This window comes from Hanstruepera sp. CR43, assembly GCF_055227665.1.
In genome coordinates this window covers 885,722-907,245 of record NZ_CP200078.1, presented here as the reverse complement: position 1 = coordinate 907,245, position 21,524 = coordinate 885,722, and the positions used below count along the sequence as shown (strand labels likewise).

The 21,524-nt window shown below is 35.7% G+C and carries 21 protein-coding genes; 20 read left to right on the top strand and 1 reads right to left on the bottom strand.

Annotation, left to right across the window (positions count from 1 at the left end; genetic code table 11):
• Position 1: 1 nt before the first annotated feature.
• Positions 2 to 1,861 carry an ABC-F family ATP-binding cassette domain-containing protein gene (locus ACKXGU_RS03995; protein WP_463466774.1) on the bottom strand — a complete coding sequence of 620 codons (1,860 nt, stop codon included), beginning with the start codon at positions 1,859 to 1,861 and terminating at the stop codon, positions 2 to 4.
• Between the two features lie 102 nt (positions 1,862 to 1,963).
• Between ACKXGU_RS03995 and ACKXGU_RS03990 the strand changes: the two genes are divergently transcribed.
• From ACKXGU_RS03990 to ACKXGU_RS03895, 20 genes are all read left to right on the top strand, one after another.
• The gene (locus ACKXGU_RS03990; protein WP_463466773.1) at positions 1,964 to 2,761 is read left to right on the top strand and encodes a polysaccharide biosynthesis/export family protein; all 798 of its coding nucleotides are present in this window, start codon (positions 1,964 to 1,966) and stop codon (positions 2,759 to 2,761) included.
• 2 nt (positions 2,762 to 2,763) lie between these two features.
• The gene (locus tag ACKXGU_RS03985) at positions 2,764 to 5,244 is read left to right on the top strand and encodes a polysaccharide biosynthesis tyrosine autokinase (protein ID WP_463466772.1); all 2,481 of its coding nucleotides are present in this window, start codon (positions 2,764 to 2,766) and stop codon (positions 5,242 to 5,244) included.
• A 27-nt stretch (positions 5,245 to 5,271) separates the two neighbouring features.
• Positions 5,272 to 6,558, top strand: a complete 1,287-nt coding sequence (locus tag ACKXGU_RS03980; RefSeq protein ID WP_463466771.1) for a nucleotide sugar dehydrogenase — start codon at positions 5,272 to 5,274, stop codon at positions 6,556 to 6,558.
• Positions 6,558 to 7,526, top strand: a complete 969-nt coding sequence (locus ACKXGU_RS03975) for an SDR family oxidoreductase (protein WP_463466770.1) — start codon at positions 6,558 to 6,560, stop codon at positions 7,524 to 7,526. The genes ACKXGU_RS03980 and ACKXGU_RS03975 overlap by 1 nt, the downstream gene beginning before the upstream one ends.
• A gap of 125 nt (positions 7,527 to 7,651) precedes the next feature.
• On the top strand, positions 7,652 to 8,518 hold the full coding sequence (locus ACKXGU_RS03970; RefSeq protein ID WP_463466769.1) for an ABC transporter permease: 867 nt from the start codon (positions 7,652 to 7,654) through the stop codon (positions 8,516 to 8,518).
• Positions 8,519 to 8,592: 74 nt separating this feature from the next.
• The gene (locus ACKXGU_RS03965; RefSeq protein ID WP_463466768.1) at positions 8,593 to 9,870 is read left to right on the top strand and encodes an ABC transporter ATP-binding protein; all 1,278 of its coding nucleotides are present in this window, start codon (positions 8,593 to 8,595) and stop codon (positions 9,868 to 9,870) included.
• A complete protein-coding gene (locus ACKXGU_RS03960; protein ID WP_463466767.1) occupies positions 9,867 to 10,685 on the top strand; it encodes a sulfotransferase domain-containing protein in 819 nt (272 codons plus the stop codon). Before ACKXGU_RS03965 ends, ACKXGU_RS03960 begins: the two co-directional genes overlap by 4 nt.
• Positions 10,682 to 11,326, top strand: a complete 645-nt coding sequence (locus ACKXGU_RS03955; RefSeq protein WP_463466766.1) for an acyltransferase — start codon at positions 10,682 to 10,684, stop codon at positions 11,324 to 11,326. The genes ACKXGU_RS03960 and ACKXGU_RS03955 overlap by 4 nt, the downstream gene beginning before the upstream one ends.
• A 5-nt stretch (positions 11,327 to 11,331) precedes the next feature.
• Positions 11,332 to 12,216, top strand: a complete 885-nt coding sequence (locus ACKXGU_RS03950; protein ID WP_463466765.1) for a class I SAM-dependent methyltransferase — start codon at positions 11,332 to 11,334, stop codon at positions 12,214 to 12,216.
• Entirely contained in the window at positions 12,213 to 13,070 is an 858-nt protein-coding gene (locus tag ACKXGU_RS03945) for a class I SAM-dependent methyltransferase (RefSeq protein WP_463466764.1), read from the top strand. Before ACKXGU_RS03950 ends, ACKXGU_RS03945 begins: the two co-directional genes overlap by 4 nt.
• Positions 13,067 to 13,294, top strand: coding sequence for an NAD-dependent epimerase/dehydratase family protein (locus tag ACKXGU_RS03940; RefSeq protein WP_463466763.1), 228 nt, complete (start codon positions 13,067 to 13,069; stop codon positions 13,292 to 13,294). The genes ACKXGU_RS03945 and ACKXGU_RS03940 overlap by 4 nt, the downstream gene beginning before the upstream one ends.
• Before the next feature lie 19 nt (positions 13,295 to 13,313).
• Positions 13,314 to 13,961, top strand: coding sequence for an NAD-dependent epimerase/dehydratase family protein (locus ACKXGU_RS03935; protein WP_463466762.1), 648 nt, complete (start codon positions 13,314 to 13,316; stop codon positions 13,959 to 13,961).
• Entirely contained in the window at positions 13,940 to 15,097 is a 1,158-nt protein-coding gene (locus ACKXGU_RS03930) for a glycosyltransferase family 4 protein (protein WP_463466761.1), read from the top strand. Before ACKXGU_RS03935 ends, ACKXGU_RS03930 begins: the two co-directional genes overlap by 22 nt.
• An 11-nt stretch (positions 15,098 to 15,108) precedes the next feature.
• The gene (locus ACKXGU_RS03925; RefSeq protein ID WP_463466760.1) at positions 15,109 to 15,915 is read left to right on the top strand and encodes a glycosyltransferase family 2 protein; all 807 of its coding nucleotides are present in this window, start codon (positions 15,109 to 15,111) and stop codon (positions 15,913 to 15,915) included.
• A gap of 77 nt (positions 15,916 to 15,992) precedes the next feature.
• Positions 15,993 to 16,901 (top strand): class I SAM-dependent methyltransferase, encoded by a 909-nt coding sequence (locus ACKXGU_RS03920; protein ID WP_463466759.1) that lies wholly within the window; start codon positions 15,993 to 15,995, stop codon positions 16,899 to 16,901.
• Positions 16,902 to 16,937: 36 nt separating this feature from the next.
• Positions 16,938 to 17,804 (top strand): glycosyltransferase family 2 protein, encoded by an 867-nt coding sequence (locus ACKXGU_RS03915; RefSeq protein WP_463466758.1) that lies wholly within the window; start codon positions 16,938 to 16,940, stop codon positions 17,802 to 17,804.
• A 41-nt stretch (positions 17,805 to 17,845) separates the two neighbouring features.
• Positions 17,846 to 18,583 (top strand): sulfotransferase, encoded by a 738-nt coding sequence (locus ACKXGU_RS03910; protein ID WP_463466757.1) that lies wholly within the window; start codon positions 17,846 to 17,848, stop codon positions 18,581 to 18,583.
• A 72-nt stretch (positions 18,584 to 18,655) separates the two neighbouring features.
• Positions 18,656 to 19,345, top strand: a complete 690-nt coding sequence (locus ACKXGU_RS03905; RefSeq protein WP_463466756.1) for a sulfotransferase domain-containing protein — start codon at positions 18,656 to 18,658, stop codon at positions 19,343 to 19,345.
• Positions 19,346 to 19,418: 73 nt separating this feature from the next.
• On the top strand, positions 19,419 to 20,420 hold the full coding sequence (locus tag ACKXGU_RS03900; RefSeq protein ID WP_463466755.1) for a glycosyltransferase family 2 protein: 1,002 nt from the start codon (positions 19,419 to 19,421) through the stop codon (positions 20,418 to 20,420).
• 264 nt (positions 20,421 to 20,684) lie between these two features.
• Positions 20,685 to 21,485, top strand: coding sequence for a hypothetical protein (locus ACKXGU_RS03895; RefSeq protein WP_463466754.1), 801 nt, complete (start codon positions 20,685 to 20,687; stop codon positions 21,483 to 21,485).
• The last annotated feature ends 39 nt before the right edge of the window (positions 21,486 to 21,524 follow it).

Here is a 21,524-nt window from a genome sequence, read left to right as displayed (position 1 = left end):
TTTAATCTTCCATTTTAGAAGTGAGTTCAAACCAGCGCAATTCCTTTTCTTCAATCTCGTCAATGATTTCCTGAAGTTTATGTGATAGCTCGGTTACTTGATCAGCATTTAAATCCGAATTGTTAAATGCTCTTTCCAGTTCTTTTTTGTCGTATTCTAAACTATTTAATTTGCTTTCAATGTTTTTATATTCTTTCTGTTCATTATAGGATAGTGCATTGTTGCTATCCTTTTTCCACTGTTTTTTATCCTTTTTAGAGGTTTCCACTGTTTCAGGTTCTTGACTATCCTCATAAATTCTGAAATCTGAATAATTACCAGGAAAATCATCAATGACACCATTGCCGCGAAACACTAATAGGTGATCCACTATTTTATCCATAAAATAGCGGTCATGCGATACTACAATAAGGCAACCAGGGAAATCCAACAAGAAATTTTCCAAAACGTTGAGCGTCACTATATCCAGATCGTTAGTGGGCTCATCCAAAATTAAAAAATTGGGGTTTTGTATCAATACTGTGCATAAATACAGGCGTTTACGTTCACCGCCACTCAATTTTTCAACAAAATCATATTGCTTTTTTCTGTCAAATAAAAATCGTTCCAATAATTGTTGGGCACTAATTTGTCTGCCTTTTTTAAGCGGAATGTAATCCCCAAATTCTCGAATGACTTCAATGACCTTTTGATCAGGTTTAACAGTAATTCCCGCTTGCGTATAATATCCAAATTTTACCGTTTCACCTGTAATTACTTTGCCTGAATCTGGTTCAATGCTTTGCGTAATAATATTTAAAAAAGTTGATTTTCCAGTGCCATTTTTTCCAATAATGCCAACCCGCTCTCCTTTTTTAAAGGTATAGTCAAATTTGTCAAGAATGGTTTTATCCTTAAAGCGTTTTGAAACATGGTGCAGTTCCAATATTTTGCTCCCCAAACGTTCCATATTGAGTTCCAATTGAACTTCATGGTCTTTTCGGCGTTGGTGAGCCCGATGTTTAATGTCGTGGAAATCGTCAATTCGAGATTTGGATTTGGTGGTTCGGGCTTTCGGTTGGCGACGCATCCAATCCAATTCTTTTTTAAACAATTGTTTCGCCTTGCCAGTTTCAACAGCTTCGCGTTCAATTCTAGCTTGACGTTTATCCAAATAATAAGAGTAATTGCCTTTATAGGCATACAATTCGCCATGGTCAAGCTCTATTATTTCGTTACAGACTCTTTCCAAAAAATAGCGATCATGGGTTACCATAAACAGGGTGATTTGTTCTTTGGCAAAGAATGATTCCAGCCATTCAATCATTTCCAGATCCAAATGGTTAGTGGGCTCATCCAAAATTAACAAATCAGGTTTTTTTAATAGAGCATTGGCCAAGGCCAGACGTTTTTTCTGACCACCAGACAAAGTGCTTATTTTTTGTTGGAGATTGTCCAATTTCAGTTGAAACAATATTTGCTTGTATTGAGTTTCAAAATCCCAGGCATTGTGTCTATCCATATTATCAAAAGCTTTTTGATAGGCATCTGTGTCGTCAGGATTTTCCAATGCGTTTTCATAGGCTTTAATAATGCCCAGTATGGGATTTTTAGTATCAAAAACAGCCCGCTCTACGGTTAACTTGCTATCCAATTCGGGTTCTTGGGCTAAAAAGGCCGTTGATATATCATTTCTAAAAATTATCTGCCCGGAATCTGGAGTGTCTTTTCCTGATAGAATATTTAAAATGGATGTCTTACCCGTTCCATTCTTGGCTACAAAGGCTATTTTTTGATCCTTATGAATGGAAAAAGATAGGTTTTCAAACAGCGTTAATTCGCCATAGGATTTCGAAATATTTTCAACAGTAACGTAGTTCAACGGGTCTTTTTTGCAAATAACGTAAAAAAACCAAAATTTAAACGATTAGTTTTGATATTCCTACTGAAAGGCTATATTTGTGAACAAACTTGAGCCCTCGATATGAAGCAATTGCATATTCTCATAATTCTTATTTTTTCAATCGTTCTATCGTCTTGTATTCCCAATAAAAAATTGGTGTATTTACAAAACCAAGGACAAGCCATGGATAGTACCTTGGCCATTACCGAAAAACAAAAGCCTTACCGCATTCAGGTTAATGATATATTGAACATTAGGGTTAAGGCATTGGATCAGGATAATGTTCAAATTTTCAATCCAGTAGGTGATGAAAATTTAAATGCGGATGGTGATGAACGAGCTTTTTTTGATGGTTTTACAGTGGATTTACATGGAAATATCCGTATACCTGTTTTAGGCGAGATTAATGTACTGGGATATACAACTGAAGAAATAGAACAAATGCTTGAAAAGAAGCTTTTGGAAGAAGAGTTTAAGGAAACTGCCAATATTTTTGTTACGGTCAAGTTAACGGGCTTGCGATACACTGTCAATGGAGAAGTGGGAAGTACAGGAACCAAAACATTATACCAACCTCGCGTCAATATTTTTGAAGCTTTGGCCAATGCTGGCGATATAGGATTTGAAGGTAATCGTGAAGATGTGTTGGTCATCAGACAGTACCCACAAGGTCAAAAAATCCATCATTTGAATTTGTTGGATGAATCTGTTATGGAATCACCTTATTATTACATACAGCCCAACGACATCATTTATGTCAAACCCTTGAAGCAAAAATCATGGGGATTTGGAAGTACTGGGCGTGAAACCATGGTGGCAGTTATTAGTATTTTGTCTTTTTTAACGACAACCATTTTATTAATTGACAGGCTTCAATAATCATGAGTGAAGATCATTTAGATTTAGAGTTCGTAGAAAAAAACAGGGTTACTTTTGACTTTAAAGGCTATTTATTCAAAGTACTTAACCTATGGAAGTTTGTACTGGTGTGTATAGGAATGGCATTACTGATAGCCTATTTAATCAATGTTAGAAAACAGAATGTCTATAAATTAAGTTCCCTGATTTCAGTGGAGAATGACCAGAACCCATTTTTTACAGCCAACACGAGTATTTCATTTAACTGGGGAGGCGTATCCAATAAAGTTGGAAAGACCATAACAACACTTAAGACCCGAACACACAATGAAAAAGTTGTTGATTCCCTGCAATATTATTTGGAGTATTTAGCCGAAGGGAAATATCGAAAAGTGGATATTTATAAGCAAGCCCCATTTGTTGTGGATTTAGACTTGTCAGGAAACCAAGTTTTGGATTATCCTATTGGTATCCGGTTTTTGGACGAAACAAATTTTGAGATTTTTACCGAGTTTGAGTCAGCAAACAAGTTGGTACAACGATACGATAATAAGAATACGACTTCGGTTTCTGTTCCAACGGGAGAGTTTACTCAACAATTTCAGATTGGAGAACCCATAACATTATCTTTCTTAAACGCTGTTGTTGAGGTTCGAAATCCTGGTGTTAAGATCAGGCCTCAATCCGAATTTTTTATTTTATTCAATAGGTTTGATGCTATTGTCAATCATTATCAAACAAGCATCATTGTCAACACGTTCAATGCCAATGCCTCATCTATTCTACAGTTGTCTTTGGCAGGCCACAATAAGTCGAAACTGGTTGATTATTTAAATGCGACTTCGTCTATTTTAAGCCGCAGTGAATTGGAACGTAAAAACTTATATGCCTCTAATACCATCAAGTTTATCGATAGTACATTGCGAGCCGTTAATGCTGATTTAACGGATGTGAATGACGAGATGAATACCTTTAGGAAAACAAATAAAGTATTCAATATTGACGCCGAGATGACTGAAATTTCTTCTGACCTGAAGGAATTTGAGGCTCAAAAGGAAGAAGAACGCACCAAATTGGATTACCTCAATTTGTTGGAGTCCTACTTAAATACAAAAACTGATTACACCAATATTGCGGCACCAACTTCCGTTGGTATTGATGAACCAAACATTCTTAACAGTGTTCGAACTATTACTTCTTTGGCAATTGAACGTCAAAACATGGAATATACCACCCGGGAAGGTTCTGATTTATTCAAAGACTTGGATCGTAGAATAGAATCTGAAAAGCAAGTTTTGTTGGAGACCATTAGTTCTACAAAAGCTACCATTAATACCTTAATCAATTCTATTAATAGAAGTATTGCCAATCTGGAAAGTAAATTGAGTGTTTTACCAGAGGATCAACAAGAGTATTTACGTATTCAACGTAAAATGGATATCAGTCAGGAAGCTTATGATCTATACTTGGCTAAACGTGGTGAAGCGGCCATTGTGAAAGCAGCGAATATTTCTGATATTGCTATTGTTGATGAAGCCAAAGATATTGGAAGCGGACGTATTGGGCCCAACAAGTCATTGAACTATATGATGGGCTTGATGATGGGCTTTTTCATTCCCATGTTCCTCATTTTTGTCATTTTCTTGCTAGATACAACCATTCACGGTTCGGATGAGATTCAGCAATTGTCCAATATTCCTATTTTGGGTCTTATTGGTAAATACCGCTATCATAATAATTTAGTAGTATTTGAAAAGCCTAAATCTGCAGTGGCTGAATCATTCAGATCGATTCGTTCCAGTTTGCAGTTCATCCTCAACAAACAACCCAAAACAGGTGGTAGGACCATTATGATTACCTCTTCTGTAAGTGGTGAAGGAAAAACATTTACATCCATTAATATTGCAACGGTTTATGCCTTGTCAGGTAAAAAAACCATATTACTGGGACTGGATTTGCGAAAGCCCAAAATATTCGATGACTTTGAGTTGACCAATGATCGTGGTATGGTTAATTATTTTATTGGTGAATCGGATTTTGATGAGGTTGTCAATGAAACCCATATTGAAAACCTGTATGTTGTTCCTGCTGGACCCATTCCTCCAAACCCATCCGAATTGTTAATGAGCAATAGAATGGAGGCACTTATTAATCATCTTAGGCAAAACTTTGATATCATTGTGTTGGACACACCACCTCTAGGGTTGGTAACAGACGCTTTAGAAATCGTAAAGTATGCTGACACTTCTGTTTTTATGGTACGATTGGATTATACTAAAAAAGGTATGCTACAGTTAATCAATGCTAAATATCGTGGTGGTGAGATTAAAAATATTCATTTTGTACTCAATTTCTACAAACATAAAACAAACCATAATTACGGCTACGGTTACGGATATGGTTATGGCTACGGATATGGTTATGGCGTTTATGGAAATGCGTATCATGAAACAGGTAAGCGTAGCGCTTGGAAGAGAATTAAGGATTTTGTAAAACGGATTTAACGTTGAGTTAGAATACTACAAAAAAATATGCAAAAACATAAAATAGCTATCATTGGATTGGGATACGTGGGATTGCCTTTGGCTGCTGAATTTGCCAAAAAATATCCTGTTGTTGGATTTGATATTAATACGAAGCGTGTTGCCGAACTGCGAAATGGATTGGATAAGACCTTGGAAGTAGAACAGGCCGAATTACAATCGGTATTATCTGAAGATGTGTCAGCTAATGGGCTGTTTATTACGGATTCAGTAGGTCATTTAGAGGCAGCAAATATTTATATTATTACGGTTCCTACACCTACTGACGAGCTTAATAAACCCATTTTTACACCACTGGTAAAAGCTAGTGAAACCATAGGTAAGGTGCTTAAAAAAGGGGATATCGTCATTTATGAATCAACTGTATACCCTGGTGTAACGGAAGATATTTGTGTACCTATTTTAGAATCGGTTTCTGGTTTGCAGTTCAACACTGATTTTTACGCCGGTTATTCTCCAGAGCGTATTAACCCAGGAGATAAGAAACATACAGTGACAAAAATTTTAAAGGTCACATCAGGTTCAACACCTGAAATTGCCAACATCGTTGACGATTTATATAAATCCATCATTACGGCAGGCACCCACAAAGCACCCTCTATAAAAGTAGCTGAAGCTGCCAAAGTAATAGAGAACTCGCAGCGTGACATTAACATTGCTTTTGTTAATGAACTATCTAAAATTTTTAGATTACTAGATATTGATACCCAGGCTGTTTTAGAAGCAGCTGGGACTAAATGGAATTTTATAAAATTTACCCCTGGTTTAGTAGGTGGACATTGTATTGGTGTTGACCCGTATTACTTGGCACAGAAAGCCATTGAAAGTGGCTACAATCCTGAAATTATATTGGCCGGTCGTAAGATGAATGATAGTATGGGTGCTTATGTGGCGACAGAAACGGTGAAAATGATGATAAAAAAAGGGGCCACTATTAAAGGTTCCAACGTATTGGTGTTGGGTATTACTTTTAAGGAAAATTGTCCAGATATTCGAAACTCCAGAGCGATAGATATTATTAGGGAATTTGAAACCTATCATGTCGCAGTAGATGTGTATGATCCTTGGGCTTCCAAAGAGGAGGTTCACGAGGAATATGGATTTGATTTATTGACTGATGCTTCCGAATTAGCCCCTAATTATGAGGCTATCGTGTTGGCAGTTAGCCATAATGAATTTTTAGAATTGGATATTAAAAAACTAAAATCTGACAATGGTGTAATTTTCGATGTTAAATCATTATTACCAAAAGATTTAGTAGACGCTAGGCTATAATGAACAGTGTTAGTAATAAAATAAAAGATTTTAGTTACTTAATAACCGGAGGCGCAGGCTTTATCGGTTCCAATCTGGTAAAATATCTATTGGAACATGGTGCTAAAAAAGTACGCGTTCTGGATGATTTTTCCAATGGGTATCGTGAAAATATCACGGAATTTCAGAGTCATCCTGCTTTTGACTTATTAGAAGGCGATATTCGCGATTTGAAAACCTGTCATGAAGCCATGAAAGGTATAGATTATGTGAGTCACCAAGCGGCATTAGGTTCTGTGCCCAGATCTATCAACGATCCTGCCACTACCAACGCTGTAAATATTTCTGGCTTTTTAAACATGATGATTGCATTAAAGGATTCTAATTCTGTGAAACGTATGGTTTATGCTGCCTCCAGTTCAACCTATGGTGATAGTCAAACCTTACCAAAAGTTGAAGATACTATTGGAAAGCCCTTATCACCTTATGCTGTTACCAAATATGTGAATGAGTTGTATGCTGATGTGTTTGGAAAAACATACGGCACCGATGTTATTGGACTACGCTATTTCAATGTTTTTGGTCCCAAGCAAAGTCCAAATGGAGCTTATGCCGCTGTCATCCCATTATTTATGCAAGCTTTAAAGGATAACATCTCACCAAAAATAAATGGTGATGGTGAACAAACACGCGATTTCACCTATGTAGATAATGCGGTTCAAGCCAATATAAAAGGTTTCTTTGCTGATAGCGAGGCTAGTAATCAAGTTTTTAATGTGGCATGCGGCGAACGCATTAGTGTCAATTACTTGTGGGAAAGTCTTCAACTTGCCGCAGGTTCTAGTTTAAAGGCCGAACATGGGCCACCACGTTTAGGTGATGTTCGTGATAGTTTAGCTGATATTTCAAAAGCTCAAAATCTTCTAGATTATCATCCACAGGTTTCGGTTAGGGAAGGGTTGAAATTGACTTGGGATTATTTCAAGTAACATGCGGTTCCTACTTAACAAAACTGTTAACTTTTTTATTATAATAATCGTTTATATAGCTGTATAATACTTTGCTGTTCAAGTGGCATTTTTTATATTAGCCCAAATCAAAAATATTCCTAACATTGGGTCATACTAAAAACGAACCATGGCTTTATACGATCTCTGCAAAACGAAAGCTCATTGACTTTAATTTTCAAGAGATATGGCGCTATCGCGACCTACTCATACTTTTTGTAAAAAGGGATATTGTTACGGTTTACAAACAAACCATTCTAGGTCCATTGTGGTATGTCATTCAACCATTATTTACCTCGGTGATATTTACGCTTATCTTTAATAATCTAGGTAGTATCAGTACAGGTACGGTTCCTAATTTTTTGTTCAATTTGGCGGGTATAACGGCCTGGAACTATTTTAATAACTGTCTAACAGGAACTAGTGATACCTTTAAAAAAAATCAAAATATTTTTGGTAAGGTCTATTTTCCAAGGGTTATTATGCCCATGTCTATTATTATTTCCAATTTGTTGAAGCTGTTTATTCAACTGGGTATATTTCTCGGTTTTTATGTGTATTATGTGAGTATTGGTTCATCCATACAACCTAATTGGAATTTATTATTGTTTCCGGTTTATATTTTAATGATGGCTTTAATGGGGCTTGGTATGGGAATGATTTTGTCGTCTATGACTACAAAATATCGCGATATGTCTGTTGTTATTAGTTTCGGCGTTCAATTACTGATGTATATGTCTGCGGTTCCATATCCGCTTTCCGAGGCACGATCTAAATTTCCTGAAGCCGTCGCACTTTTTGTGGAATACAACCCTATGACACAGATTATTGAAGGGTTTCGTTATATGATGCTCAATACGGGAACATTTTCTTGGGGTGGATTTATCTACACTATGGCAGTATGTGTGTTCATGTTTCTGGTGGGAATTATTATTTTTAACAAAACAGAAAAGTCCTTTATTGATACGGTTTGATTGGTTGGTAGATGGTAGTTGGTAGATGGTAGTTTTTAGTATTAATTACAAAGAATTAAGAATAAAGAAGATGCATGGTCATATTAAAGGCTGAAAATATTAGTAAACAATACCGATTGGGATTGGTAGGTACAGGGACCTTAAGCCACGACTTAAACCGTTGGTGGCACCGCATCCGTGGGAAGGAAGACCCTTATTTAAAGGTTGGTGCTGTTAACGATCGTAGTCGGCAAGCCGCCAGTGATTATGTCTGGGCACTGCGTGATATTAATTTTGAAGTAAAACAGGGTGAGGTATTAGGTATTATTGGTAAGAATGGTGCTGGTAAAAGTACCTTATTAAAAATATTAAGTCGGGTTACCAGTCCCACTACTGGTGAAATTAAAACCAGAGGTCGTATTGCCAGTTTGTTGGAAGTAGGTACTGGTTTTCATCCGGAATTAACGGGACGAGAAAATATCTATCTCAACGGTGCTATTTTAGGCATGACTAAAGCCGAAATAAAAAGTAAGGAAGCTGAAATTATTGATTTTAGTGGCTGTCAAATGTACATAAATACACCCGTAAAGCGTTACAGTAGTGGTATGCGCGTCCGGTTGGCATTTGCCGTTGCGGCGTTTTTGGAACCCGATATTTTGGTGGTTGATGAGGTCTTGGCTGTTGGTGATGCCGAATTTCAAAAGAAGGCGGTTGGCAAGATGCAAGATATTAGTAAGGGTGATGGGCGTACCGTTTTATTTGTAAGCCATAATATGGCAGCGGTGCGAAGTCTCTGCTCACGAACGGTGGTATTGGAACACGGTCAAACGGTTTTTGAAGGTGATACGGATGCTGCCGTAGATTTTTATCTACAAATGGAGCGGGAAACCATTTCCTCAAATGGACGATATGAACATCCTAAAGCAACCAACAAACCTTTTGCGCTAAACTCGGTGAGTCTTAAAGATGAAACCCAAGAAGAAAAGGGCCTTTTTCTTTCTGAAAGTCAGATAACGGTTACCATAGCCTATGAAATAGCAGCTAAATTGAGTGATTTGAGAATCAATTTGAGTGTTTTGACCGATAAGGATATTATTGTGTTTACTAGCAGCTCCCACGATGCGGATACCACTGATAAAGATCATGGACATTATAAAGCCTCGGTGACATTACCAAAAGATTTTTTTAATCAAGGTGTCTATAAAATAGTGATTAATGCAGGTATTCCTAATATGAAAGTGTTATTGGAACCCATGACGGTATTGGAGTTTGAAGTGGCCAAAATGACCAGTACGGGATCGCGTACGAATGCCATTTTTCCAGGTATCACAGCACCAGAATTACAATGGCAAGTTGAAAAAAACGAGGCATGAAGCAAAAAATTAAAAATAAACTATTAAACAAGCTCCTTTCGGAAAAGCAGCTTCAGAAAGTTAAAAATCCTGAAGTGACATTTCCAGGAGGTATTGTGCCCATTGCCGAAACTCAAGATCAAGATGTGTTTGTAGTGGGTTTTCCAAAATCAGGTAATACGCTCATGCAGCATATTATTGCACATTTGGTTTATGGTTTTAATGATATGGGTAGCCGGAGTTTGGTTAATTTAATTGTGCCAGATATCCATGCTAATAGCCATTATTTCAGATTTAATGAGGTCTGCTTTTTTAAATCCCATAGATTGCCAAATCCTCATTATAAGAAGGTTATTTACATTATGCGTGATGGACGAGAGGCACTGTTGTCGTATTTTCACATGATGAAAAATATGGAAAGTCCAGTGAGTATGGAAGATCTTTATACGGGTAAAGAATTGGTATTAAATACCACGTGGGGCGAACATATTACCCAATGGGAAGCTAATCCTTTTAAAGCGGATATTTTGTGGATAAAATATGAAGACTTAAAAACGGATAAATACAAGGAGTTGACTCGTATTTGTGAGTTTTTAGATTTAGAAAGAACTAAACAGGAATTGAATCAGGTGGTTGAATTAACATCTTTAGATGCTATGAAAAAACTTGAATCCAGAGCGGACTGGTCAAGAATGAAAGATAATGTTAGTTTTAACAAAGGGTCTTTTGTGAGAGAGGGTAAAATTAATTCTTATCTAGAACAGGTTCCTACTGAAATAATTCAGAAATTTGAGGTTTTGAACGCGAAAGCATTGAATGAACACTATTTGAAATGAAAAGATTTATTTCTAAAATTATTATTAAATCTTTAGGTAAGAAAAATGTCATTGATGCAATTGATATAAGTTATCTTCAAAAAAAACTCAATAAAGCTTTAATTCAGAAATGTAATTCTCAAGTTGTTAAAGGAAAGAAAACAAGATTTTATGAAGAAGCAATAGTTCATAATTTTCAAGATAACCCTGATAAAATTAAGATAGGTTCAAATACGCATATAAGAGGAAGGCTTTTACTTTTCAAATATGGTGGTGAAATAAGTGTTGGAGATAATTGTTTTATTGGTGAGGGAACGAGGCTTTGGTCTGGGGAAAAGATTTTTATTGGCAATAATGTATTAATTTCTCACAACGTTAATATTGTTGATACAAACAGCCATGAAATAGACAGTGTTGAAAGAGCTAAAAGATATCAAGAACTCATAAGCGAAGGACATTGGGAAACTAAAGGAAGTATAATTACAAAACCAATTTATATAAATGACAATGCCTGGATTAGTTTTAATGCTACAATTTTGAAAGGTGTTACAATTGGGGAAGGTGCTATAGTAGCTGCTGGGTCAGTAGTTACAAAGGATGTTCCAAGTTGGTCTATGGTTGCTGGAAATCCGGCAGAAGTAGTTCGAAATATTTCAAAATAACCATCGTGCAAAAAATATTAAAAAAGTTACTTTCGGTTTTTAAGGGTAAGGATTCAGGTAAACTTTCTGCTGAAACTATTTTTATAAATAATGGTAAAATTCCATGGTCAAAGGGGTATCATCGTTACAAAAGAAAACTCATCAGGGAAGCCATTAACAATGATCATGTTCTTCAAAGTTTCAGAAATCAAGTTTTAGACAGTGATTTTGGACATCGAATTGACGAGCGGGTTGTTGAGTATCCTTGGATATTTTCTAATCTTTCAAAGGGCAATGAGAACATTTTAGATGCCGGCTCTACATTTAATTTTCAGTTTGTTGTCAATCACCCAATTATTGAAGCAAAAGACTTAACCATATTTACATTTGCTCCAGAAGAAAATAATTTTGCCCACAAGGGCATTACTTATGAGTATGGTGACTTGAGGGACATGCCATTTGAGGATGCGCATTTCGATACCATTGTTTCCCAGTCTACCATCGAGCATATTGATATGGATAATTCAATATATGGTTATGATATTTCTCATAATGAAGACGATACTAAAAAATCTTATTCTTACATGAGTGCCATTTCAGAGATGCTCCGAACCCTAAAACCTAATGGTACGCTGTTACTAACCTTTCCTTATGGAAAGTTCGAGAATCATGGATTTTTTCAGCAGTTTGATGAGGAAATGCTTAATCGCATTCTGGCTGAACTTCAAATAGCAGGAACATTTACAACAACTTTTTTTAGATATCACGATAAAGGTTGGCAATTTGCCGAACAAGAGGAACTAAAAGAAGTTATTTCTTTTAATCCGCATACCGGAAAGGGAAAATTAGATGATCACGCAGCGCATTGTAGAAGTGTCGTGTGTATTAAATTTACCAAAGCCAAAAAATGACCTGGGAGGAAACCATAGAGTACATTCGAACGCAGCCAGATTACCAGGACTTGGTATTAGCGGCTTATTTTCATGAGGATTTGGAATTGAATGTTACCAATTTTGGCCAAAGCGATGAATTTCAAGAAACACTCCAAATACTTAAAACCTATCAGCCAGATGCCAAAACCATTTTAGACATTGGTTGCGGTAATGGTATTAGCACCATAAATTTTGCGTTACAAGGTTACAGCGTTACTGCGGTTGAACCCGATGCCAGTCATACGGTAGGAGCAGGTGCTATTAGAAAACTTAAGGATGTGTATAAGTTGGATAATGTGCAGGTTTTTGAAGATTTTGCCGAAAACATTCAGTTTGATTCTAACAGCTTTGACGTGGTTTATGTACGTCAAGCCATGCATCATGCTCAAGACCTCAATAAGTTTATAACTGAGTGTGTTCGTGTGTTAAAACCCAATGGACTGTTACTTACCATTCGAGACCATGTGATTTTTGACGCGTCTGATAAACAGTGGTTTTTGGAGAACCATCCCTTACAAAAATTTTATGGTGGTGAAAACGCATTTACAGCCAAGGCTTATAAACAGGCCATTACCCAGGCTGGTGCCACGGTACTCAAAGAGCTGAAACACTATGACAGTGTTATCAATCATTTTCCAATAACCACCGCAAAAATTAAAGACCTTACAGCACAACGTACCCAAAAGCAACAAAAAAAATTACAAGATAAACTTGGTGTTATTGGTAATATTCCATTAGTTTGGTGGTTGTATAAACTATCCAGTGGCTATAAGCCTTTAGATGAAAAGCAGGTGCCTGGACGGATGTACTCCTATATTTCGGTTAAAAAATGAAAATACTCATTATAGGTTCCAAAGGATTTATCGGCTCTCACGCTGTTGACCATTTTTCAAAATCTCATGATGTTTGGGAATGTGATGTAGTTACCGATTATACCACAGCGCATTATATGCAGGTAGATGCTACCAATGCCGATTATGTAGCTCTTTTTGAAAATGGGCCTTTTGATGTTTGTATTAACTGTTCTGGTGCTGCCAGTGTTCCAGATTTCTATTAAAAATCCGCAACGCGATTTTATGTTGAACACAGTTAATGTTTTCAAACAATTGGATGCCATAAGAAAGCATAATCCCAATTGCAAGTATATTAACTTAAGCAGTGCCGCTGTTTATGGAAATCCGGAATATTTACCCATTGATGAATCGAGTTCATTAAACCCGATTTCACCGTATGGTGTACATAAAAAAATGGCAGAGGACATTTGCCAATCGTTTTACGATCATTTTCAAATACAAACCTGTTCATTGCGTATTTTTTCGGCTTATGGAGTCGGTTTAAAAAAGCAACTATTTTGGGATTTACACCAAAAATCAAAACAGGGTCAAGCAGTCTCGTTGTTTGGAACAGGAGCAGAAACACGCGATTTTATTTATGTGAGTGATGTGGTGAATGCCATGGATTGCGTGATAAAACAAGCGCGTTTTGAGCATGATATTATTAATGTTGCCAATGGCGAGCAATTGTCCATTAAAACCGTAGCCAAAACCTTTTTTGATATTTACAACCCACAGATAGCCGTGAGCTTTCAAAATGAGGAACGACCAGGTGACCCATCTAATTGGGTAGCCAATATTGAAGTCCTCAAAGGATTAGGCTTTCAAGCTCAAACCGATTTGAATTCCGGATTAACCCATTACATTTCATGGCTGAACGATTACGTGTAGGATTGGTTTTTTCGTACAACGAAAAATGGATTGCAGGGACTTATTACATCCTGAATATTGTTCACGCCTTACAGGTCTTACATGATGCTCGTAAACCCATTTTGGTAATCTTGTCTGATTCCAAAGATACCTTTAATACGCTGGCTTCTGAAACGCAGTATCCGTATCTGGAATATGTGCAGTATCCGTATTTGGATGCCAAATACAATTTGCTGGAACGCTTGATTAATAAAATAAGTCGAAACATTTTAAAAAAGCATGTGATAGTTAAGTTTTCCAAGTATCCTAAAATGGTCATGATTTATCCCAAAGAAATTAAAGGTTTTCCAAAATATTTGAAACGAGTGAATTGGATTCCTGATTTTCAAGAGGATTACTTGCCTCAATTTTTTACAAAGCAGGAAGTCAAGCGTCGTAAACTCAATCAACGAACCGTAGTAGCCACAGGCGATATTGCCGTGTTTAGTAGTCATGATGCCAAAGACGATTTTATAAGGCTATACCCTGATGCCCAAGCAAAACCTTTTGTTTTGCCATTTGCCGTAACACATCCTGATTTTTCATCGCAGGATATTAATAAGCTTTTACAGAGGTATCATTTACCTCCACATTATTTTTTTGTACCCAATCAGTTTTGGGCACATAAAAATCACATGGTTGTTCTGGAGGCACTTAAATTACTCAAGGATACAGGTGTTACGCCACATATAGCCATGTCCGGTAAGGAAAATGATTATCGAAATGCCGATAATTTTAAGAAACTAACGGCTTTTGTGAAAACGCACGGATTGGACCATCAAGTACACTTTTTAGGATTTTTACCACGTGAGGAACAGTTGTGTCTCATGCAACACAGTAAGGCCGTCATACAACCCTCGTTGTTTGAAGGATGGAGTACGGTGGTTGAGGATGCCAAAGCTTTGAATAAATACCTGATTGTTTCTGAATTAAAAGTTCATAGAGAACAAATACAAGAGAATTGTAGTTTCTTCGATCCTAGAAATCCGGAATCTTTAAGTACCGTTTTATTGGCGTTTTTGAATAATGCACCACAGGTGACACCTATTGATTATAAGAGCTATGTCAAAACATTTGGCGAGACGTTTCTTGAACTGGTAGAGCTCGCCAAACCATAATTTGCTACAGGATGCTAACCGTTATCATTCCTACATATAATTCAGAAAAAACACTGGCAAATTGCCTAGATAGCTTGTTAAGGCAAACATTTCAAGATTTTAAGGTGCAAATTATTGATGGAGTATCTACCGATAGTACCTTGGATATCGTAAAGGCCTATGAAAGTAAATTTTCACAATATTCTTGGGTTTCTGAACCAGACAAGGGCATTTATGACGCCATGAACAAGGCTGTTAAACGAGTTGCTAAAGGGTATCTTTATTTTATGGGAAGCGATGATTCGTTGTATAAGGACACCGTATTTGAAAATTTGATATCCAGTCCGTATTATGGTATTCAGGATGTGATTTATGGTCAGGTATTTTCAGAAAAGGATCAGGATTTTTATGATGGCCCATTTACTTATTTAAAGCTTTATAATAAAAATATTTGCCACCAAGCCATTTTTCTTAAAAAGGAAGTTTTTGATACAATTGGTCTGTATGATTTAAAGTATAAATTGTTAGCTGATTGGGATCATAATATTCGTTGGTTTTATTCAAAAAAAATATCCCATATATATATTGATTTGGTAGTAGCTCATTATGCCTATGGTGGTTTGAGCTATCAAATGCGTGATGAAGCCTTTAGGAAGGATAAACCAAGCAAATTTTTGATAAAAGGTTTGGGTCGATTGCCTGTATCGGTTATGTGTGGTGTTTATGAAAAAATTATTAAGAATAATAGCGAAGAGTATAGTACATTACAAATTCTCGGTATACGGTTTTTGAAAACCATTCTCAAGATGTTGCTTGGATTCAGGAATCTATTTAGATAACGATATTGGAATTGTTGTAATAACTATTTTTTTATCAAACGCATTACTATATATTTGAACAAGCCTTACAAAAGATAATGCCAAAGACAATAAAATCAATCTTAAACAAACTTCCTTACATCAGAACGTTGTACTCCCAAAACAAAAATCTGAAAAAACATGCCAAGTTTCCTGCTGGGCATTTTTATTCACCTATTGTTTCTTTGGAAGCTGTCAAGCAGAATGAAGAAAAAATTTGGCAGACAGGTAACATACAAGAGCCACATGGTATTGCATTGAATACGGAAAGCCAAAAAGAGCTGTTACAGGAATTTAGTGCTTATTATGATGAGCTACCATTTGAGAAAACCAAAAGAGATGGTCTGCGCTACTTCTATGAGAATAATTTTTATTCCTACACCGATGCCATTGTTTTATATTCCATGATTAGGCATTATAAACCTAAACGTATTTTTGAAATTGGTTCTGGGTTTTCATCGTCTGTTATGATGGATTGTAATCAACGGTTTTTTAATAACAGTATGGAACTTGTTTTCATTGAACCCTATCCTGAACGGTTATATTCATTAATGAATGATGATGACAAGCAATCCTGCAAGGTTATAGAGGATGGTATTCAAAATATAGATTTGTCCTTGTTCAAAAAGCTTGAAAAAAATGATATCCTATTTATCGATAGCTCCCATATTGTTAAAACAGGAAGTGATGTGAATTTCATTCTATTTGAAATTCTACCACTTTTGAATTCAGGGGTTCAGGTACATTTTCATGATATTTTTTACCCGTTTGAATATCCTAAAAAATGGGTTTTTGGAGGATTTAATTGGAATGAGACCTATTTTATTAGGGCATTTTTAATGCATAATCCATGCTATAAAATAACCTTGTTTTCTGACTATATGCATAGAACCCATAAAGAGGCGTTTGAACGTATGCCCTTAACCTATTTAAATACAGGTGGTAACCTTTGGATAGAAAAGATGTAATTTAGTCATGACTTATTTGAAAACAAAATTACCATTATGGACCATTTAAATACTTTAGTTTCCATAATATTACCAAATTACAATCACGCCAGTTATTTACCACAGCGACTAGATAGTATTTTTAATCAGACCTATCAAAATTTTGAAGTGATCATTCTTGATGATTGTTCTACAGATAACAGTCTGGAAGTTTTAGAGCCGTATAGAAATCACCCAAAAGTATCCCATTTTATTGTTAATGAGTCTAATAGTAAAGCAGCATTTAAACAATGGCAAAAGGGTTTAGGGCTGGCAAGTGGGTGCTATATTTGGATTGCTGAAAGTGATGATTTTTGTGAGACTAATTTTTTGGAATCACAGTTGGAATACCTCAAAACAGCCGATGTTGCCGTAGCCAAAACAAAAGCCTTTATGGATGGTGTTATAAAGCAGGAGGTCCAGCATCCAGTTTTTGATCAGGCCAAACAGGCTGATGCTTTATTGTTTTGCCCCATTCTAAATGTGAGTAGTGTGCTTTTTAAGGCTGAATTGTTGCAAAACAACCGAGAAGCACGGTATAACCGTTTTAAAATTATTGGTGATCGGGTATTTTATTTTGAATATTTCAGGAACTCCAAAATGGCTTTTAATACGGATACTCTTAATTATTTTAGACGCAGTGGTTCCAATATTTCAAAACTGGATGATAGAGTCATGTCCTACTATAGAAATTATTTCAATGAACATTGCCAGTTTATTCGATATGTGAAGCAAATGGATTATAATGGTTCAAAAAACAAAGTGGGACCCTATTTAGATAAATTTTTTGGTCGTATAAGAGATAGGGTGCCAAAACCAAAAAAATTTTCCTTGGACTATTTGCGTTTATACGTGAGCTATAAATTCAGAAAGATATGGTATTGAAAGCTGACTAATTCAGACGTTATGATAATTGTGAAAAAGCTATGAAACAATCAAAAATTTGTATAATTGGACTTCATAAAACGGGTACGACAAGCTTATCGGTCATGCTGGAAAGTTTTGGATACCTTGTGACAGGTCCTGATACAGATTTGTACTATGATTATATGAATAATCATTTTGAAAACATAGATGATTACATTCAGAAATATGATGTTTTTCAAGACGATCCATGGTATGCCATTTTCGAATATCTGGATCAAAAAGTGCCAGATGTTAAGTTTGTTTATTCGGTGAGAGCAGAAAATTCCTGGCTTGATAGTGTACAGAGATTTTATGGTCCGGATAGGTATAACAATAAAGTAAGGCGCCATTTTTACGGTCATCCCAATAGTTTGGAATTTCCGGAGCTTTATCTAGATACCTACCGATCTCATGAAAAACGGGTTATGGAATATTTTAAGGATAAGTCTAATTTTATTAAAGTAGATGTTAGAAATCCAAATGATGCCATAGCTTTACAGGAATTTTTGGGATTAAGAAAAAAGTATGATCAATTTCCATTGGCCAATAAATTCCCGACAACTTTTAAAGAGAAACAACTTAAGAATTTTAAGCTCTTTGTTAAGGGTTATTTTGGTTTAAACGAATTAGTGAAATACCTGATCAAGAAAACGGTTGGTTATGACAGGTATATTGAAATAAGAAAAAATATACGTTATAAACGATCGGTTTTTAAAAAGTTTAAAACCCAGACATTCAATAACATATTTAAGAAATAATGATAAAAATGATGATAATTTTTGGTCTATATGATGCTGCTTAAACGGATAAAATACAAAATCAAGTTACTATTGAATAGGGAATTGCTTAAGGTATATTCCCATCCACGAAGTGGGACCCATTTTTTAGAAGCATTTATTGCTGAAAACTTTTATACGGGTTTGGATTTAAAGACCACCAATGTAATTTGGGGGCATTGGTCCAATAGAAAAACAAAAGTCGAAGGAAATCCCTTCGGTAAGTTATTCGGGAACCATTTTTTTGCAGACAGAAATACCAGTTACCGACCAAGAATTTATATTATAAGAGATGTTAGGGCAGTGGCCTATTCGATTTGGAAAACAGATAATTTTTTAAATGCTGAGGTTAAGAGATTGACGTTTAAGGAATTTTTGGATTATAAATTAGATTGGTATGGCACACCGGCCAGAAAGCATGATCAGGAATTTACCATTGTTGAGCATTGGAGCAAACATGTTGCGAGTTGGTTAGAGCTTAATCAAAATGATCCAAACTTATTGATTGTGCGCTATGAAGATTTGGTAGAACAACCTTATTTGGTTTATGAAGAAATTAGAAATCAATTTTTTAGACACAAACCCAAAAAATCACCACAACAATTAATAGAAATAAAAAAACCAATCGGATTATTGCCCAATAAAGGAAAAATTGATTCCTGGAAGATAGCTTTTGACTCGGATGATATTAAAAAAATATATGCCGCAGTGCCACCAAAACTGCATAAATATTTAGTTGATTGATAGTTTTGAAATTTATAACACCTATTGATTTCTTTGTTCGTGTGTTAAATCCTATTTTTGAGTTTTTTAAAGGATGAAAATAGCCCTCGTATTAACTGTTAAAAATGAAAGTCGCTTACTGCGCAGGAATTTGCTTTATCATCAGGCTATTGGTGTTTCTAAAGCATATGTGTATTTTGATGGTACTACGGACAATGGTAAGGAAACTATCCAAGATTTAAGTTTTGTTCAGTATCAGGATTCTGTCAGTTCCAATAAATTCAAGAATTTTGAATATTTGGAAACTTTTACTTCCAATGCCCATGAACACCATACTGCCAGACAGTGTTTAAACACATTTGATGCCCTGCAACACTGTAAATCTTTGGGATATGACTGGCTGATTTCCATTGATGCCGATGAATTGATTACCATCAGTCTTGATAAACCAGTAGATCTTGAAAACTACTTTTCAAATCTGGATGATACCATTGATGTAGTCAATTTTAAAACCTTGGAGGTTCTCCAAAGCAAACAGCATTTTGAAAATGTATTTGCAGAAGCTATTTGGTTCAAAACACGAAAGAATTTTAAATATCGTGGCGAAAATGTTTTTCGAAAAATATACAATCCAAGTCATAAAACTTTTGAGAAGCATTATTATTGGTATGGACAAACCATGGGTAAGGCGGCCATAAAGGTAGCTAGTGATTTAATACCTAAAAATGTCCATAGGTATGTAAGGGTATCAGGCGAAATGCCACAATCTATCAAATATGGTTTTGTACTGCACTATCATGCTTACGATGCCCAAGATTTTATAAAAAAATTCAGGAATTTTAGTGAGCATCCACAAAACTTTTTATCAGGTAATCGTGTAGAGTCTTTAAAGTTATTATTGAAAGACGTTGTCAATAATCAAGGTTACACGGATAAACAGCTCGAAGACTATTTTGAGAACAATTTATTGTTCACGGCTAAAACCATTAAGTCGTTGATAAAAAACAAAAAGCTCATTTTTATTAAGCGAAAACAACAAGCCCTAAAAAAAGTAACCGCTGCAACCAAAGTCTTTGAGCAAATTCAATCGGGATAATGATTCAAATTCCTGTTTTCTAGAAACATTTTAAAAGCGTGTATGTAGATATTTGGTTTTATAAGTCCTATTCAAACAATAAAAAAATGACCTATATTTACCACAAAGTTTTATATAACATAATATCGCATAGCCTATAAAAGCCCGCCAAACATGATACATTTTTTGTATAACTACTTTTTAACTAGAAAATCAGAAAAAAAGAAAAGTCAATTGTATTTGTGGCTGCAATGGCAACTCTATAAATTTCTGAAATTTAGTTTGATGCGGTATTATAAGCAAATATCCCTGAATTCTTTGGGCGTAGATCCAACGAGTAATGTTATTGTGAGTCTTACATCCTTTCCGGCCAGAATAGATGTCATTCATTTGGCTATCAAGAGTATGTTCAACCAAACGGTAAAGCCCCAAAAGATTGTTTTATGGTTGGGTATTGAACAATTTCCGGAAGGAGAAATAGGCCTTCCAAAACAATTACTGGAATTAAAACCCCTAGGTTTGGAAATTGCTTTTTGTGAAGACATCAAAGCCCATAAAAAGTACTTTTTTGCCTTTCAGAAATATCCTGAAAATCTGGTTGTAACTATGGATGATGATGTTATTTATCCCAAAAACCTATTGGAAGTTTTGTTGCATACACACCGTAGATATCCAAACAGTATAGTTGCGAATCGTGTTCGCGCCATGGAACTCCATGAAAACGGATTTACACCCTATAGAACTTGGAAAATCAATAGTTCAGATTTTACAAAGCCTTCCAAAAAAATATTTTCCACAGGAGTTGGTGGTGTATTGTACCAACCCCGTTTTTTTAAGCAGTCGTTTTTTGATATAGATGGCATCAAAAAAACGGACTGTCGCAATGATGATATTTGGTTAAAAGCAGGTCAAATAGACAATAATATTCCTGTAGTCTTCACAAATTATTATTTTAAGCAATTTATTGAAATTCCGGATTCACAAAGAGAAAGTCTGTTTTCCACAAATGTCTTTGAAGCCGATAACGATAGACAAATCAAGGTCATTTTTGATTATTTTGGAATTGCCAAAAAATCTTTTGAATAGACCAGTTTATTTCAACTATCTTCGTGCTATTCTGATATG